The 15,880-nt window shown below is 59.5% G+C and carries 14 protein-coding genes and 5 tRNA genes; 15 read left to right on the forward strand and 4 right to left on the reverse strand.

The annotated features are described in order from the left end of the window. Positions 1 to 58 precede the first annotated feature (58 nt). The 8 genes from gyrA to typA all read left to right on the forward strand — a co-directional run bounded on the left by gyrA (position 59) and on the right by typA (position 6,858). Entirely contained in the window at positions 59 to 2,770 is a 2,712-nt protein-coding gene (gene gyrA / locus GPK42_RS04555) for a DNA gyrase subunit A (RefSeq protein WP_215693881.1), read from the forward strand. Between the two features lie 302 nt (positions 2,771 to 3,072). Next, positions 3,073 to 3,149, forward strand: a tRNA-Ile gene (locus GPK42_RS04560). A 67-nt stretch (positions 3,150 to 3,216) separates the two neighbouring features. Beyond that, a tRNA-Ala gene (locus GPK42_RS04565) sits at positions 3,217 to 3,292 on the forward strand. Between the two features lie 4 nt (positions 3,293 to 3,296). Beyond that, positions 3,297 to 3,373, forward strand: a tRNA-Ile gene (locus GPK42_RS04570). Between the two features lie 158 nt (positions 3,374 to 3,531). Next, positions 3,532 to 4,032: a bifunctional nuclease family protein gene (locus GPK42_RS04575; RefSeq protein ID WP_215693831.1), complete on the forward strand. Its 501-nt coding sequence runs from the start codon at positions 3,532 to 3,534 to the stop codon at positions 4,030 to 4,032. 33 nt (positions 4,033 to 4,065) lie between these two features. After that, complete coding sequence (locus tag GPK42_RS04580) at positions 4,066 to 4,422, forward strand: hypothetical protein (protein WP_215693833.1); 357 nt, start codon at positions 4,066 to 4,068, stop codon at positions 4,420 to 4,422. A gap of 30 nt (positions 4,423 to 4,452) precedes the next feature. After that, the gene (locus tag GPK42_RS04585) at positions 4,453 to 4,902 is read left to right on the forward strand and encodes a hypothetical protein (RefSeq protein WP_089572580.1); all 450 of its coding nucleotides are present in this window, start codon (positions 4,453 to 4,455) and stop codon (positions 4,900 to 4,902) included. A 117-nt stretch (positions 4,903 to 5,019) separates the two neighbouring features. Then, a complete protein-coding gene (gene typA / locus GPK42_RS04590) occupies positions 5,020 to 6,858 on the forward strand; it encodes a translational GTPase TypA (RefSeq protein WP_006235837.1) in 1,839 nt (612 codons plus the stop codon). Positions 6,859 to 6,987: 129 nt separating this feature from the next. Here the strand turns inward: typA and GPK42_RS04595 are convergent, their stop codons facing one another. Then, a complete protein-coding gene (locus GPK42_RS04595; protein WP_215693835.1) occupies positions 6,988 to 8,133 on the reverse strand; it encodes a DUF8173 domain-containing protein in 1,146 nt (381 codons plus the stop codon). 106 nt (positions 8,134 to 8,239) lie between these two features. Further along, entirely contained in the window at positions 8,240 to 8,929 is a 690-nt protein-coding gene (locus GPK42_RS04600) for a trimeric intracellular cation channel family protein (RefSeq protein ID WP_252200106.1), read from the reverse strand. Between the two features lie 304 nt (positions 8,930 to 9,233). Between GPK42_RS04600 and GPK42_RS04605 the strand changes: the two genes are divergently transcribed. Beyond that, positions 9,234 to 10,241 carry an endonuclease domain-containing protein gene (locus GPK42_RS04605; protein WP_215693837.1) on the forward strand — a complete coding sequence of 336 codons (1,008 nt, stop codon included), beginning with the start codon at positions 9,234 to 9,236 and terminating at the stop codon, positions 10,239 to 10,241. Between the two features lie 160 nt (positions 10,242 to 10,401). On the opposite strand, the gene GPK42_RS04610 is transcribed toward GPK42_RS04605, so the two are convergent. Beyond that, positions 10,402 to 10,492, reverse strand: a tRNA-Ser gene (locus tag GPK42_RS04610). 48 nt (positions 10,493 to 10,540) lie between these two features. Continuing rightward, positions 10,541 to 10,631, reverse strand: a tRNA-Ser gene (locus GPK42_RS04615). 504 nt (positions 10,632 to 11,135) lie between these two features. Between GPK42_RS04615 and rpsF the strand changes: the two genes are divergently transcribed. The 6 genes from rpsF (at position 11,136) to GPK42_RS04645 (ending at position 15,823) form a co-directional block, all read left to right on the forward strand. Continuing rightward, complete coding sequence (gene rpsF / locus GPK42_RS04620) at positions 11,136 to 11,429, forward strand: 30S ribosomal protein S6 (protein WP_006235831.1); 294 nt, start codon at positions 11,136 to 11,138, stop codon at positions 11,427 to 11,429. A 48-nt stretch (positions 11,430 to 11,477) separates the two neighbouring features. Continuing rightward, positions 11,478 to 11,933 carry a single-stranded DNA-binding protein gene (locus GPK42_RS04625; protein WP_215693839.1) on the forward strand — a complete coding sequence of 152 codons (456 nt, stop codon included), beginning with the start codon at positions 11,478 to 11,480 and terminating at the stop codon, positions 11,931 to 11,933. Positions 11,934 to 12,005: 72 nt separating this feature from the next. Continuing rightward, a complete protein-coding gene (gene rpsR / locus GPK42_RS04630; RefSeq protein WP_006235829.1) occupies positions 12,006 to 12,272 on the forward strand; it encodes a 30S ribosomal protein S18 in 267 nt (88 codons plus the stop codon). A 15-nt stretch (positions 12,273 to 12,287) separates the two neighbouring features. After that, the gene (gene rplI / locus GPK42_RS04635) at positions 12,288 to 12,827 is read left to right on the forward strand and encodes a 50S ribosomal protein L9 (protein WP_055310293.1); all 540 of its coding nucleotides are present in this window, start codon (positions 12,288 to 12,290) and stop codon (positions 12,825 to 12,827) included. A gap of 218 nt (positions 12,828 to 13,045) precedes the next feature. Next, complete coding sequence (dnaB, locus tag GPK42_RS04640) at positions 13,046 to 14,443, forward strand: replicative DNA helicase (RefSeq protein WP_172677996.1); 1,398 nt, start codon at positions 13,046 to 13,048, stop codon at positions 14,441 to 14,443. Positions 14,444 to 14,536: 93 nt separating this feature from the next. Further along, positions 14,537 to 15,823 (forward strand): adenylosuccinate synthase, encoded by a 1,287-nt coding sequence (locus GPK42_RS04645; RefSeq protein WP_215693841.1) that lies wholly within the window; start codon positions 14,537 to 14,539, stop codon positions 15,821 to 15,823. Positions 15,824 to 15,880: the final 57 nt, after the last annotated feature.

A 15,880-nucleotide genomic window follows, 5' to 3' on the forward strand; every position in this document is an offset into this window, starting at 1 on the left:
TAGACCACGCAAACCATGAGGAGGTAACGTGGCAGACGATATCAACAATAACGAGGGTATGGACGAGGCCGGCGATGCCGGTATGCCCGATGATCTGAAGCGCCTGCTTGCCCGTGCTGAGCAGGGCGAGGACGGCGATCCGGACGCCTATAACCCCGATGCCGATGATGATGAGGAAGAGGACGACGACGGTGAGCTCGAGGAGAGCTTTGGCGAAGTCGATCGTGGCGCCTCGGCCGGCGAGGACATCAACGGCGGCCAGCTCCAGATTTCGGAGTTCGGTCGCGAGATGAAGCAGTCGTTCATCGAGTATTCGATGTCGGTTATCACAGCGCGTGCCCTGCCGGACGTGCGCGACGGCTTAAAGCCGGTACACCGCCGCATCCTGTACGCGATGAACGAGAGCGGCATCTACCCCAACCGCCCACACAAAAAGTCGGCCTGGACGGTCGGCGAAGTTATCGGTAAGTACCACCCGCACGGTGACTCTGCGGTCTACGAGGCCATGGTCCGCCTGGCGCAGTGGTTCTCCATGCGCACGCCGCTCATCGACGGTCACGGCAACTTCGGCAACATCGATGGCGACGGCGCGGCGGCCATGCGTTACACCGAGAGCCGCCTGGCCAAGCCCGCCATGGAACTGCTGCGTGACTTGCAGAAGGATACCGTCGACTGGCAGCCCAACTACGACGAATCGCTCGCCGAGCCCGTGGCACTGCCTGCGCGCTTCCCCAACCTGCTGGTCAACGGCAGCCAGGGCATCGCCGTCGGCATGGCCACCAACATCGCCCCGCATAACCTCACCGAGGCGATCGAGGCCACCTGCTACCTGATCGACAACCCCGACGCCACCGTCGACGAGCTCATGCAGATCATACCCGGTCCGGACTTCCCCACCGGCGCCATCATCATGGGCAGCGCCGGCATTAAGCAGAGCTACGAGACCGGCCGCGGCTCCATTACCGTGCGTGCCAAGGCACATGTGGAGTCCACCAAGACCGGCCGCAGCCGCCTGGTCTTTACCGAGATTCCCTACATGGTCAACAAGGGCACCCTGCAGGAGAAGATCGCCCAACTCGTCAACGACAAGCGCATTGAGGGCATCTCGGATATGCGCGATGAGTCCAACCAGAAGGGCATCCGTCTGGTCATCGAGCTCAAGAAGGGCGTCATTCCGCAGGTCGTGCTCAACAACCTGTATAAGTACACCTCGCTGCAGACGACCTTTGGCGCCAACAACCTGGCACTCGTCAACGGCGTTCCCAAATGCCTGAGCTTGCGCGAGATGCTGCAGCACTACATCGACCACCAGGTCGACGTCGTCACCCGCCGCACCCGCTTCGACCTTAAGAAGGCCCAGGCCCGCGCGCATATCCTCGAGGGCTACCTGATGGCCCTTGACCATATCGACGAGGTCATCAGCATCATCCGCTCCTCGCAGACCGACTCCGAGGCCAGCAGCCGACTGATCGAACGCTTTGGCTTTACGCCCGAGCAGACCACGGCCATCCTCGAGATGAAGCTGCGCCGCCTGACCGGCCTGGAGCGCGACAAGATCCAAGAAGAGTTGGACGGCCTGCGCCGCGCCATCGCCTACTACGAGGACCTGCTGGCGCACGAGGAGAAGATTCTGGGCGTCATCAAGGAAGAGATGCGCGAGATCTCCAAGAAGTTTGGCGACAAGCGCCGTACCGAAATCAGCCAGGTTGAGAAGGACCTGGATGTCGAGGACCTCATCGCCGACGAGGATATGGTCGTGACCATCACCCACACCGGCTACGTTAAGCGTATCCCAGTGGCTGCCTACCGTGCCCAGAAGCGCGGTGGCAAGGGCGTGTCGGGCGTCAACCTCAAAGAGGACGACGTTATCGATGAGATGTTCATCGCGTCCACGCACGAGTACGTGCTGTTCTTCTCGAGCAAGGGCAAGGTCTATCGCCTGAAGGTGCACGAGCTGCCGGTGGGTACGCGCCAGGCGCGCGGTACCGCGATCGTCAACCTGCTGCCCTTCGAGGAAGGCGAGAAGATCGCGAGCGTCATCAGCTGCCGCGAGTTCCCGGCCGACGAGTACCTGATGTTTGCCACCAAGAGCGGCATGGTCAAAAAGACCGTGATGAGCGCATATGACCGCAGCCGTCGCGACGGCCTGATCGCTATCAACCTGCGTGACGACGACGCGCTGCTGAACGTGCGCCGCGTGCGCGAGGGCGACAAGATTATCCTGGCCACCACCGCGGGCAAGGCGATCATGTTCTCCGAGGAGCAGGTGCGCGCCACCGGCCGCGATACCAGCGGCGTTCGCGGTATCGGTCTGAAGGACGGCGTGAGCGTTCTGGGCATGGAAGTCACTAACGGCAACGGCGATCTATTCGTCATCACCGAGCGCGGCTACGGCAAGCGCACGCCGGTCGCGGACTACCCGGAGCAGAATCGCGGCGGTCAGGGCGTCTACACCATTCAAATGACCGAGCGTAAGGGTAACCTCGCGGCCATGAAGACGGTGGGCCCGCAGCACGAGCTGTTCATCGTGACGGAGGGCGCGACGGTCATTCGCGTCAAGACCGACGAGATCAGCCAGACCGGCCGCGCCACCCAGGGCGTCAAGATGATGACCGTCGACGACAACGACCGCATCTGCGCCGTGGCCCGCATGACGGCCGCCAAAGAGAGGCCCGAAGGCGAAGCCATAGAAAACGGCTCCGCCCCCGAAGAAACCCCTGTCGATCTAGGCGACGGCAACGACATGCCGGAAGATCTCCTTGACGAGTAAGAGGCCCTAACTGTTAGAAAATATCAGACCCCATATATCGGCGGTCGGCGCACTGCGCGCCGACCGCTTTTTTGAAAACCTTTGAACCCCGCGTCGGCCCCGGCTGCCCGGCGGCATGCGAAGTCGATCGCGAGTTCCGCACGAGCCGGAGAGCACTTAATGTGCTCTCTGTGCGAGTCAGGACTGTCCGAGTAGGCGACTTCACATGCCGCCGTGCGACCGGGGCGAACACCCTTCAAAGATTTTCAAAAAAAGTTGTTGACGCGCGCGTAACGACTCGTCTAATATATCCCTTGCGCGATGGACCTGTAGCTCAGTTGGTTAGAGCGTCCGGCTGATAACCGGGAGGTCACAAGTTCGAATCTTGTCAGGTCCACCACTTTCTTTCGCAATAAACACCCCAGCGAGAGCCGAGTCGCCGCTGGGGTGTTTATTACTGTCTCCGTGGGGGTTTAGCTCAGCTGGGAGAGCGCGGGCTTTGCAAGCCTGAGGTCAGGGGTTCGATCCCCCTAACCTCCACCATGATGGACCTGTAGCTCAGTTGGTTAGAGCGTCCGGCTGATAACCGGGAGGTCACAAGTTCGAATCTTGTCAGGTCCACCATCAAAACTGTGAAGAGCCCTGGGGCATTGCCTCGGGGCTTTTTTCTTGTCTGCGATAAATCTCATTTTGGTTTTGTGTGCTGTGCGAAAGTTTGGGTAGTATAGCTATTCAATGCGGCGGACTGCCGCGTGTTAACCGCTACGTACCGGAGGTGTTCCATGGTTCGTGTCGACATAGAGACCATCGTCATGGCCGCCGGTCCCGTGCCATCGCTTATCGTGCTTCGCGAGCGCTGCAGCAAACCTGACTCGCCCGCGCCACTGCGTTCCCTTTCCATTCAGACTGGTTCGTTTGAAGCTGCTGCCATCAGCCGCGGCATCGATAGCGGTCGCGCCGAGCGCCCGATTACCCATGACCTGTTGCTCGATACTGTTGGTGCCCTGGGTGCCAAGCTCGAACGCATCGAAATCGTTCGCGCCGAGCCGCCCGTGTTTTACGCGACGGTTGTCGTGTTGGCCGATGGCAACGAGCATAAGATCGATGCGCGTCCGAGCGACGCCATCGCCCTCGCCGTACGCAGTAATGCCCCCATGTTCGTTGAAGACGACATCATGAATCGCCTGGGCACCGTTTCTGCCCATGCCGAGGAAGTCGACGACGAGCAAGAGTTCGAGAAGTTCGACGAGTTCGTCCATACGCTCTCCCCCGATGACTTCTAAATGCGGGGCGTCCAGGCTGCGGAGCGTTCGCTGATGGCCGGCGGTATGTCGGCTGAGGCGGCGACCATTGCGCGCGAGGCCCAGATGCGCTCGGAGGCTTCTGAGGCGGCTCGCATTGCCTATGTGACGCAGGCCCGCACGCTTCGCGAACGCCGCGGCTCGTTTATCAAGATGGTTGTCGTCTCCGCCCTTGTCGCGGCAATCTGTTCGCGCCTTCGTGGTACAGTTGGTGCGCTTGGGTTTTCGATCTCTACGGGCCTTATGATCTGGGGCGTGGTCGATGCGGTCATGCTGACCAGTCAGATCAAGGTACTCGACAAGCGCGCGATGGATATGATGCGCGCCCGCGACGCTGCCGCTAAGATCGCTGCTGAGGCACAAGAACTGTAACGACGCCAGACTCGATGGGAAGGTCTAAAGATGGCACAGGATATGCAGGACGCCGGTAACGTCTCCGCCGAGCTCGACGCCATGGTGTGCGATCTGATCGGCGCGTTCTTGGACGACCTTGCCGCCGGTGAAAACCCTGGCGTGGTCGTGGCAATTGAGGACGCCGCTTCCAACCGTTATCTGGCGGCGCTCGACGAGGACGGCGAAGAGGCGTGCCTCGAGGCGGCCACCAACTTTATCTCCGAGCACAAGATGGGTCTTAAGGACGAGGGCCTGGGCCGTATCGCTCGCTATGCCATCGGCTACACCGGCTGCGTCGAGATTGACGGCGGCTATCACGATGCTCTGCTCGTGAGCTTCTTCGAAACCACGCTCGAGAGCGGTTTTTCGGCATATGTGCTGTATGAGGGCATGGGCGCCGGCGATGGTTTTATGTGGAGCGACCCTGAACCTGCAGGTGAGGAAACCCCTCTCATCTAAAATCGCTAAAATAAACGAGTTTTCGGTAAAAGGCTCAATATTCCCGCCGAGCGTTGCATTGCTGGGTGGGTCGCATACGCGTGCCGGTTGTATATAGATAGAAGATAGGGGAACTACATGCGCGTAGACAATCTGAGGAACATCGCCATCATCGCTCACGTCGACCATGGCAAGACGACGATGGTCGACAAGCTCCTGCGTGCCACGGACGCCTTCCGTGCCAACCAGCAGGTCGAGGACCGCGTCCTGGACTCTAACGACCAGGAGCGCGAGCGCGGCATTACGATTCTCGCCAAGAACATCTCTATCGAGTACAAGGACGTTAAGATCAACGTCATCGACACCCCGGGCCACGCCGACTTCGGCGGCGAGGTCGAGCGCGTGCTGCGTATGGCCGACGGCGCCCTGCTGCTGGTCGATGCTTTTGAGGGCCCCATGCCCCAGACCCGCTTCGTGCTGCGTCACGCTATCGACACCGGCCTCAAGATCATGATCGTCATCAACAAGATCGACCGTCCGGGCGCCAACCCCGAGAAGGCCTACAACGACTGCCTGGACCTCATGGCCGACCTGGGCGCCACCGACGACCAGCTTGAGTTCGCCATGGAGCACGTGGTCTACGCCAGCGCCATGAATGGCTTTGCCCGCCTTGATCCCAACGACGGCAACATGGACATGTATCCGCTGCTCGATATGATCATCGACGACATGCCCGCGCCCGAGGTTGACGAGAACGCCCCGCTGGCCATGCAGTGCGTGACCATCGACCACTCCAACTTCGTTGGCCGTATCGGCATCGGTCGCGTGTACTCCGGTACCATCCATCAGGGCGATCAGATTCTGGTTGTGAAGAACGACGGCTCCAGCGCCACCGCTACCGTCAAGCAGCTCTTTACCTTCGACTATCTGGGCCGTACCGAGTGCCAGGAAGTCGGCGCCGGCGACATCGCTGCCGTCGTGGGCATTGACCGCACCGATATCGGCGATGTCTACACCGACCCCGAGAACCCCGTCGAGCTCGAGCCCATTGAGATCGACCCGCCGACCCTGTCCATCGTCTTTGAGGCTTCGACCTCCCCGCTCGTCGGTCGCGACGGCGACATCGTGGGCGCCCGTCAGCTCAAGGAGCGCCTGTTCAACGAGGCTGAGAACAACGTGACCATGAAGATCGAGGAACTCGAGGACAAGAGTGGCGTCGAGGTTTCGGGCCGCGGTATTCTGCACCTGTCCGTCCTGATGGAGTCCATGCGCCGCGAGGGCTTTGAGTTCCAGGTCGGCCGTCCCCGCGTTCTGTTTAAGAAGGACGAGAACGGCAACAAGATGGAGCCTGTCGAGCAGGCCGTCGTCGAGTGCCCGGACGAGTACTCGGGCAAGGTCGTTGAGGTCTTCGGTACCTCCGGTGGCATCATGACGAGCATGGACACCTCGGGCATCGTGACGCACCTCGAGTTTAAGATCCCGACCCGCGGCATCATGGGCCTTAAGAATCGCATCATGAACGTCACCCACGGCGAGGGCGTGTTCTACCACACCTTCCTGGAGTACGGTCCCTACGCCGGCGAGATCGGTAACCGTCAGAACGGCGCAATGATCTCCATGACCACCGAGAAGGCCGTTGCCTATGCCCTGGGTACGCTGCAGGAGCGCGGCCAGCTTTTTGTTGAGCCGGGCACCGAGTGCTACGAGGGCATGATTGTGGGCGAGCGCAGCAAGGCTGGCGACATGGTCGTCAACATCGCCCGTACCAAGAACCTGGGCAACCAGCGTTCCTCGACCTCCGATATCTCCGTCCAGCTGGTGCCGCCCCGCACCTTCTCGCTGGAGGAGGCGCTGGAGTACATCGCCGACGACGAGCTGGTCGAGATTACTCCCAAGAACATCCGCCTGCGCAAGCGTCTGCTCAATGCCACCGACCGCAAGAAGGCCGCCGTCCGCGCCGGTCAGGTCAACAAATAAGCGCTGGGCTTTATAACGTCTAACAAGAAAGGGCGCCGACCGTAATGGTCGGCGCCCTTTTTGGTGCAAGGGGATTTAGCTGGTCTGCATTGCCACAAAGGTGCTTGGCCCCTTTGTGGCGGTTGGCGGCTAAGCGGTGGGGAGTTCTGGCGTGTTAGCCGACTGCTGCGGTTTGAGGTGGGCGTTGCGCCAGATGATTTGGATGATGTAGCCGAGTGCAAAGACGAAGGCCACGCCGCTGATGAAGTCGCCTACGAAGGGAAGCCCCGTGAGGGCGCCGGCGATCACGCCGCCGATGGCTGCCATGGCGTAGCGGTTTTGGCTGTGTCCGACCATGCGGGCGATCGCACACCCCGCAAAGGCACTCGACACCAGCGCGATGCCAATAACACCGCACATGAGGGCTCCGGCAAGCGACAGACCAGCGATAGAGATAATTAGCAGCAGGACGGCGGGGACGATAGCAATCGTGCCCAGAAGACCGCTCACCCACAGGGGCATGGGGCGCTGGTGGAGCATACCGGCGGCGCTGGCAGTCGCACGCGGAAAGACGAGCTCGAGCAGCAGAGCGACAAAGCAGGTCGAGAGTGCCGCGGCGACGATACCGCCGATGACATCGTTAACGGTGGAAGTATCCTCGTTCTCGGTGCGGTCGATCTTGAGTGCGCCGACCTCGGCTCCCGCGGCGCGCTCGGGGTCCTCGGAGACGTGCGCGTTCACGGTGCCGGTGATGTGGGCGTTCTTGCCCAGGATGAGCTTGTCGGCCCAAACCTCGACATCGCCATCGACGGTGCCATCGATGGTTACCGTGTCGCCCGCAAGCGCTGCCGACCTGGCGGAGCCGCGCAGAGCAACCGTCTCGCCCATCGCATAGAAACAGTTGGCGGTGCTACCGGTGTTGAGCACAACGTGCTGGCCGGCCACCGTGACGCTGCCATCAACCGTGGTCTTGGCGATGTCGATGGTGCGCGCCGCCAGGCGAATAGCGCCGCCTACGGTGCAGTCGCGAATCGATAGGCTCTCGCCCGCCGCGATAATATCGCGGCCGATGGAGGCATCGTCCAAGTTGAGGGCCTGGCCGGCCCAGTACAGGTCACCATCGACGCCGGACGGATTGGCGTCATTGTCGGTCGCAAGTACGTTGCCTGCGGTGTCCGTGCCGGCGAACGACGCCGTGGGAAGTGCGGTGAGCGCGAGCGCGATGAGCGCGAACAGGATGGTGATGCGGCCCCATGCTTTACGGCGCTGGGTCAACGGGAATTGATTACAGGGCATAGTGAATCCTTCGTCAGATGCTCGATATGCATCTAACAGGGTACCCAACGCGCGGGCGCTCTAAAAGAACCTCTCGGTTGCATTTCGAGGGGTCGTGTCGTGCTGCCTACTTTTTACGGTGCAAAAAGCGCGCGATGTCTTCTTCGGTGGGGCTTTTGATGTCAAAGCGCAGCGAGAGCCAGCGCAGACCCATGGTCACGACAACGCATACGATCAGCGCGGCGACATTGCTCATGATGCCGCTCATAACGAGACACACGTAGCTTGTCGATCCGGCGATGGCCGCGATGGCATAAAAGTTAGTGCGTTGGAAAATGCCCGGAACCACGCCCATAAAGCCGTCGCGCAGCATGCCGCCACCTACTGCGGTGAAGAAGCCCATCATGATGCACACCGCCGGTGCAAAGCCGTAGACAAGCGCCTTGTCCGCTCCGGTGGCGGCATAGATGCCGACCGAGATGATGTCGAGCAGGGGAATGAGTTTTTCGGGCTTGTCGACGATTGCCGGGAAAATGTAGATGATGGCTGCCGTGGCAATGGAAAGCGGCAGCGCCATTGGCTGGTTGAGGATGTAGACGTTGCCCACCTGCAGCGTCATGTCGCGCAAGAGACCGCCGCCCAGACCGCAGACCACCGCGAGCGCGACCGCGCCCACCAGGTCGAGCTTGTGCTCGCGCGCAACCAGTACACCCGAGATCGATGCAGCGACAACAGCGAACATCTCGAGCCAAAACGGAATAGCGACCATGGCATCCGAGGCATGTGAGGTAACGGTTATGGCGGCGACGACGGGCAATATGGGGTCCTTTGGATTGTGGGTTTAGACAATGCCCGTACATAGTACATGTTCGGCGCCGATTGCGACCCTATTGCTCGGTAAACGGTTGACAGCGGATGCTGACATGGCATTGCTGGAATGCCAGGGATCCAAAACATGTACGCCACCCTCCAAAAACGACATTTTTCGACATCTTTGGAGGCGGACGTACATGTTTGGATTGAGCTCACAGCATGAGTGAGTTGATTTACTCACATCCGGTATATTTCCCCACTTCAACGGACATAAGAGTTGGATACCGGCTCAGAGCGAGAGGCCCTTAATGGATACCCCTGTTCTCATTTCGCATAAAACCGCATGGCTTGTCCATCATGCACCCCAGAATTTGGTTCAGTCTCTTGCGCGGCACGACTACCAGATAGGCGCACAAGGCATCTCAACCCAGCAACGTGTTGCGCGCATACGACAGGCTCTTACCGACTGCGGCATTCCGTCCGATATGCTTAAGACTATCGATATCGCGGTTGTATTCGAATTCGAGCGAATTCGTACCAAAGGCGTCGTTTGTCACATTCTTGGACAAAATCTTCCCTACGAGCATATTAACGAGTTGACGCCCGGAATCTTCATCACCGACGAAGCCTTCACCTTTGTGCTCGCTGCCGAGTGGATGGATAGGATCGAATATCTCGAATATGGCTATGAAGTTTGCGGCGATTATCGCATGAGGCTCAATCCCGCCGACCCTTATACCGGGCAACCAGCCACTACCTCCAAGGATGAAATAACCAAACTGCTCGATCGGCACCCCGGCAAACCCGGTGCCACACGTGCACGGCTCGCGCTCAGGCACATCTACGATCACTCGGCCTCGCCTATGGAGACCGCTTCGGCAATTGCCCTCTCGCTCCCAACAAGCGAAGGCGGCGTTGGTATCCGAGGTATCGAACTCAACAAACCGCTCGAGATCCCTCAACGTCTCTGGCATTGCACAAAAGCCCGAACACTCAAAATCGATGCCCTCATTACCTATAAGCGCAGGGAGCTCGGTATCGAATATAAGGGCGGTTTTCACGATGAGTTCGAGCGCAAGGGAGCAGATGCGGAGCGAGAGGCCGTTCTCTCCCAAATGGGATATCGAATCGTTACGCTCACTTCGGCTCAGTTCGGCAGCCAGCTCGCCTTTCACCGCGCCATGAACAACATTCGCGAAGCACTCGGCATGCCTCGCTGTACCGACACCGGGTACCAGCGAGAGCAAAACGAACTACGCAAGGCGCTTATTCGCAACTGGAAGGGCATGCGAGACGAAGAGGCACCTTCCGAATAGTGCCACTCCCGTGAACTCAATCCAAACGTGTACGTCAGCCTTCAAAGATGTCGAAAAATGTCGGTTTTGGAGGGTGACGTACATGTTTGGGGAAGCGTGGGATCGAGACGTATTTCGATAACAAAAAAGCTCCCATTCTCGGGAGCTCTCTCAATCTAAATGGCGGAGGAGGAGGGATTCGAACCCTCGTGACCTTATACAGGCCAAACGGTTTTCGAGACCGCCGCATTCAACCACTCTGCCACCCCTCCGCGTGGGGTAAAAACAAAGCAGGCTCGAAGGCCTGCTTTGGAATTAACTGGCGGAGAGTCAGGGATTTGAACCCTGGAGACGCTTTTGACGCCTACACGATTTCCAATCGTGCTCCTTCGGCCACTCGGACAACTCTCCGTTAAATGCGAAAGTCAGTATACACGAGGAATCGCAAAGTGCAAACAGAAAAGTTGGCATTTTTTAAAACGCTTGGCCGCGCCTGGCGTTGCAGTGGGGTTTGAGGTGCCAAAAAACGGCTTCCGACCAGCGTGGTTGATTAACTCAATTGTTCAAAAGGGGTATTCATAAGCGACTTGGCAATGAATTTAAAAATCTATGGGTGGTACTGTGGACCACTGGTATGCATTTTGCGACCACAGCCTTGTGCCCGTTGACCTGCGGCTTGGCTCAGCTTGTCCCCGCGGCACCGTATCTTGTTCACAAATCCGTCAAGCTCTTGGTCGGCATTTGGTTGGAATGCGCATGAAACGTGGTGCGAGCATGGGCATATGTGGAGGTCATGAGGTTGTAGCTGCATATTCTTGCGGCTTGGGAGGTTGAAAGATATTATTACCAAGTCTTTTCCTGCTTCAGGCGCACCTTCACGACCTGAAGCCACATTTGCCCAGAGGAGGTGACAATATGAAGGCTTATGAACTGCTGTTCTTTGTTGACCCGTCGCTCGACCCCGAGACTCGTCTCGCTGTTATGAAGCGTATCGATACCACGATCGCTGAGGGCGCTGGCAAGGTCGACTCCGTTGACGAGTGGGGCAAGCGCAAGCTCGCCTACGAGATCAACGACCTCACCGATGGTGACTACACCCTCATCAACTTCCACGCAGATCCTACCCAGATCGCCGAGCTTGATCGCGTCCTGCGCATCACCGACGCTGTGGTCCGCCACATGATCGTCCGTCGCGACGACCAGGAGTAAGACTGTCGTTTTGGACTGGGCTTGTGCCCCAAGAGGAAGTAGTGAGTTATGAGCATCAATCGAGTGAACATCACCGGTAACCTCACCCGCGATCCCGAGCTGCGCGCCACCGCCGGCGGAACCCAGGTTCTGTCTTTTGGCGTCGCCGTGAACGATCGTCGCCGCAACGCGCAGACTGGCGAGTGGGAGGACTATCCCAACTTTGTCGACTGCACTATGTTCGGCACCCGCGCCGAGGCCGTGAGCCGTTTCCTGGCAAAGGGAAACAAGGTCGCGATCGAGGGCAAGCTGCGCTACAGCTCTTGGGAGCGCGACGGCCAGCGCCGGAGCAAGCTTGAGGTCATCGTCGATGAGATCGAGTTTATGAGCTCCCGCGGTGGCCAGGGTGGCTACGATCAGGGCGGTTACGCCCCCGCAGCCCCTGCAGCGCCCGCACCGCGTCCTGCCGCACCGGTGGCTACGCCGCCCGCGGTCGACGTCTACGATGAGGACATCCCGTTTTAAGGGCTGTTCACCTATTTTTGAGTGAGAGGCGGCTTCGGTTCGCCGAAGTTGCCAAACGAAAGGTATTTTGACATGGCTAATGATTTTTCTGCACGTCAGCCGCGTCGTAAGTACTGCCAGTTCTGCAAGGAGAACACTGAGTTCATCGACTATAAGGACACTCAGCTTCTCCGTAAGTACATGACCGACCGTGGCAAGATCAAGCCCCGTCGCGTCACTGGCGCTTGCACGCAGCATCAGCATGACATCGCCAACGCCATCAAGCGCGCCCGCGAGATGGCTCTCCTGCCGTACACCGTCCCCGTGGTTTCCTCTCGTGGCAACCGCGACCGCGGCTAAGAAGGGAGACACATCATGAAGGTTATTCTTCTCGATGAGATCAAGGGCAAGGGCGGCGAGGGTGACGTCGTAGAGGTCGCTCAGGGTTACGCTGAGAACTTCCTGTTCCCCAAGAAGCTCGCTGTTGCCGCCACCAAGGGCAACCTCAAGCAGCTTGACGAGCGTCGCAACAACATCGCCAAGCGCGAGGCCGTCCGTCTGGCTACCGCCAACGAGACCAAGGCTGCCTTCGAGGGCAAGACGGTCACCGTTGACGTCAAGGTCGGCGACGAGGGCATCCTCTTTGGCTCCGTTACCGCCGCTATGATCGCTGACGCCATCAAGGCTCAGCTCGGTATGGACATCGACCGCAAGCGCGTCGAGCTCGGTAAGCCCATCAAGGTTGCCGGTGCCCACACCGTTGCCATCTCGCTGTACCGCGAGATCAAGGCCGAGGTTGTCGTTCTCGTTGGCGTTACCGCCGAGGAGCTCGCTGCCGAGGCTGAGGCTGAGGAGGCCGCTGAGGTCGCCGAGGCCGAGACCGCCGAGGTCGAGACTGAGGCTGCTGCCGAGTAGCATTTGCTGCAACGCAACAATCTTGTTCTAAGAAGGGCGCTCTGGGAGACCAGGGCGCCCTTTTGTTTTTTGCGCTGAGTGAGTGTCATGGTGAACGGTGCGTCGAAGTCCTATATACGGGACCGTTCATCCGTTTCGTTCGGTGATGATTGCCGGGGCGCGGCCCGTTTTGGGACCGTGGCTGATACTATGGATGCTCGCAAGCGATATGAATGAGGATGCTCATGGCATATGACGAAAGGGAGATGGGGCTGACGGTTGAGGACCGCGGTTCCAAATTGGGTCTCCCTCAAAACCAAGATGCAGAGGCCAACGTACTGGCCGCCATGCTGCTGTCGCCCGAGGTGGTCGAGGAGGCCCAGGTCGAGCTGCAGCCCGATGACTTCTACCGGCCCATTCATAAGACCATCTACACCGCGATGGTCGATATGTACAACAGCCGCATTCCCATCGACTCTATCTCGCTGATCGATTACCTGCGCAGCATTAACAAGCTTGATGCCGTGGGCGGCGAGGCCTACATTTTGGAGCTGATGGGTCAGACCCTGTCGCTCGTGAACTGGCAGCACCATGCCGCCATCGTCCGTCGCGACTCGATGCTGCGCGAGCTGATCGGTGCCACCAACGAGATCAACGCGCTGGCCTACAACGCCCCTACCGACACCAAAGAGGTCGTGGAGCTGGCCGAGAGCAAGCTGCTCAAGGTCACGGCGCGCGAGGTCAAGTCGAGCTATAAGACACTGACCGAGTTTATGGTCGAGGCCTATAACGAGGCCGAGGAAGTGTGTAAGGCCGGCGGACAGGCCGCTGGCGTGCCCACCGGCTTCCCGTCGCTCGACCGCATGCTTATGGGTTTCCGCGAGGGCCAGCTCATCATTATCGGCGCCCGCCCTGCCGTGGGTAAGACGTCGTTCGCTCTGAACCTAGCGCTCAACGCCGCCGCTGCGGGCTATACCGTCGGCTTCTTTTCGCTGGAGATGTCGGGCAAGGAAATTGCCCAGCGCCTGATTTGCGCCTACGCCATGATTTCAATCAGCGACTTCCGTACGGGCCGCATTAGTCCCGAACAGTGGGCCAATATCAACGAGGCCACGCAGACCTTGTCTAAGCTCGACATTCTGATTGACGATACGCCCGGCACCACGGTGACCGAGATTCGCGCCAAGAGCCGCCGCATGCTCCACAACAAGGAGAAGGCCATCATTATCCTGGACTACCTGCAGCTGGTGAGTCCTCCGCCGGGACGTCGCTCCGAGAGCCGTACCGTCGAGGTCTCCGAGATGTCGCGTGGTTTAAAGATCATGGCCAAGGAGCTCAAGATTCCGTTAATCGCGCTATCGCAGCTGTCGCGTCAGGTTGAGTCCCGTACCGGCAAGCGCCCGCAGCTGTCCGACCTGCGTGAATCGGGCTCCATCGAGCAGGACGCCGACATCGTTATGTTCTTGGATCGCTCCGCTGATGAGGCCGAGGCCTCGCGTGACGATCGACCCGACGAGGGCGTTACGCGTATCGTCGTGGCCAAGAACCGTTCGGGCCCGATCGGTGACGTCGACCTGATGTTCCTGCCGGCATCCACCAAGTTCTATGAGCTTGATGGGGCGCATACCGAGGAGTAGGACAGGCGCCCGTTGCACGGGTATACTGGGAATGTTTTGTGCTTCTGCGTGCCGGCGTGGCGCGTAGACAGTCCATGAATGTAAGGAGTAAACATGCCGTCAACCGTTTTGGTCGGTGCCCAGTGGGGCGATGAGGGCAAGGGTAAGATCTGCGACCTGGTCGCCGGCGACTTCGATGCCGTCGTGCGCTATTCGGGCGGTAATAACGCCGGCCACACCATCGTCGTCAACGGCAAGAAGTACGGCCTGCACCAGGTGCCCTCCGGCATCATGTATTCCGACCATATGTCGGTGATCGGTAACGGCTGCGTCGTCAACCCCAAGGTTGTCCTTGAGGAGATTGACATGTTCGAGGCCGACGGCATCACCACCAAGAACCTCAAGATCAGTGGCAACGCGCACATTATCATGCCGTACCACATCGATCTGGATGGTGCTTTTGAGCAGAAGCTCGGCAAGAAGAACATTGGTACTACCAAGCGCGGCATCGGTCCGTGCTACCAGGACAAGATGGCCCGCATCGGCCTGCGCATGCAGGACATGCTGGACGAGGCGCTGTTCCGCGACAAGCTGGAGACCGCTCTTGCCCGCGTGAATCCCGAGCTGGAGCTCATCTACCACCTGCCCACCTACACCGTGGACCAGATCTGCGACGAGTACCTGCCCATGGCCGAGCGCCTGCGCCCCTACATCACCGAGACGAGCCTGCTGCTCAACAACATGATCGACGAGGGCAAGGACCTGCTGTTCGAGGGCGCCCAGGCGACGCTGCTCGACATCGACCACGGCACCTATCCGTACGTGACGTCTTCCAACTGCACCGCCGGCGGCGCCATCACCGGCTCCGGCGTTGGTATGAAGAATGTCGACCGCGTGCTGGGCGTCATGAAGGCCTATATCACCCGCGTCGGTTCGGGCCCCATGCCCACTGAGCTTTCCTATGAGTCCGAGGCCGGCCATACGCTGACCGAGGAAGGCTATGAGTACGGCGTGACCACCGGTCGCCGTCGTCGCTGCGGCTGGTTCGATGGCCCCATCGCCAACTACGCCTCGCGTGTTAACGGCCTCACTGATATCGCCATGACCAAGCTCGACGTGCTTTCGGCCTTCGATACCATCAAGGTGTGCGTTGCCTACGACGTCGACGGCGAGCGTTACACGAGCGTGCCCGAGCATCAGGTTCGTTTTGAGCACGCCAAGCCCATCTACGAGGAGCTCCCGGGCTGGAAGTGCGACATCACCGGTTGCCGCAGCTTTGAGGAGCTGCCGCAGGAGGCTCAGGACTACGTGGCATTTATCGAGGATCTGGCACACACCCGCGTGACGTTCATTGGCGTCGGCGCCGGTCGCGAGCAGATCATCAACCGATTCTGGAAGTAATCGGCACTATTCGGTTATTGCGATATACCCCTTTGCAGCCCAGGCGGGCGGCCGAGG

It is taken from the genome of Collinsella aerofaciens, from assembly GCF_018785265.1.
In the GTDB taxonomy this organism is placed as follows: Bacteria; Actinomycetota; Coriobacteriia; order Coriobacteriales; family Coriobacteriaceae; genus Collinsella; species Collinsella aerofaciens_AI.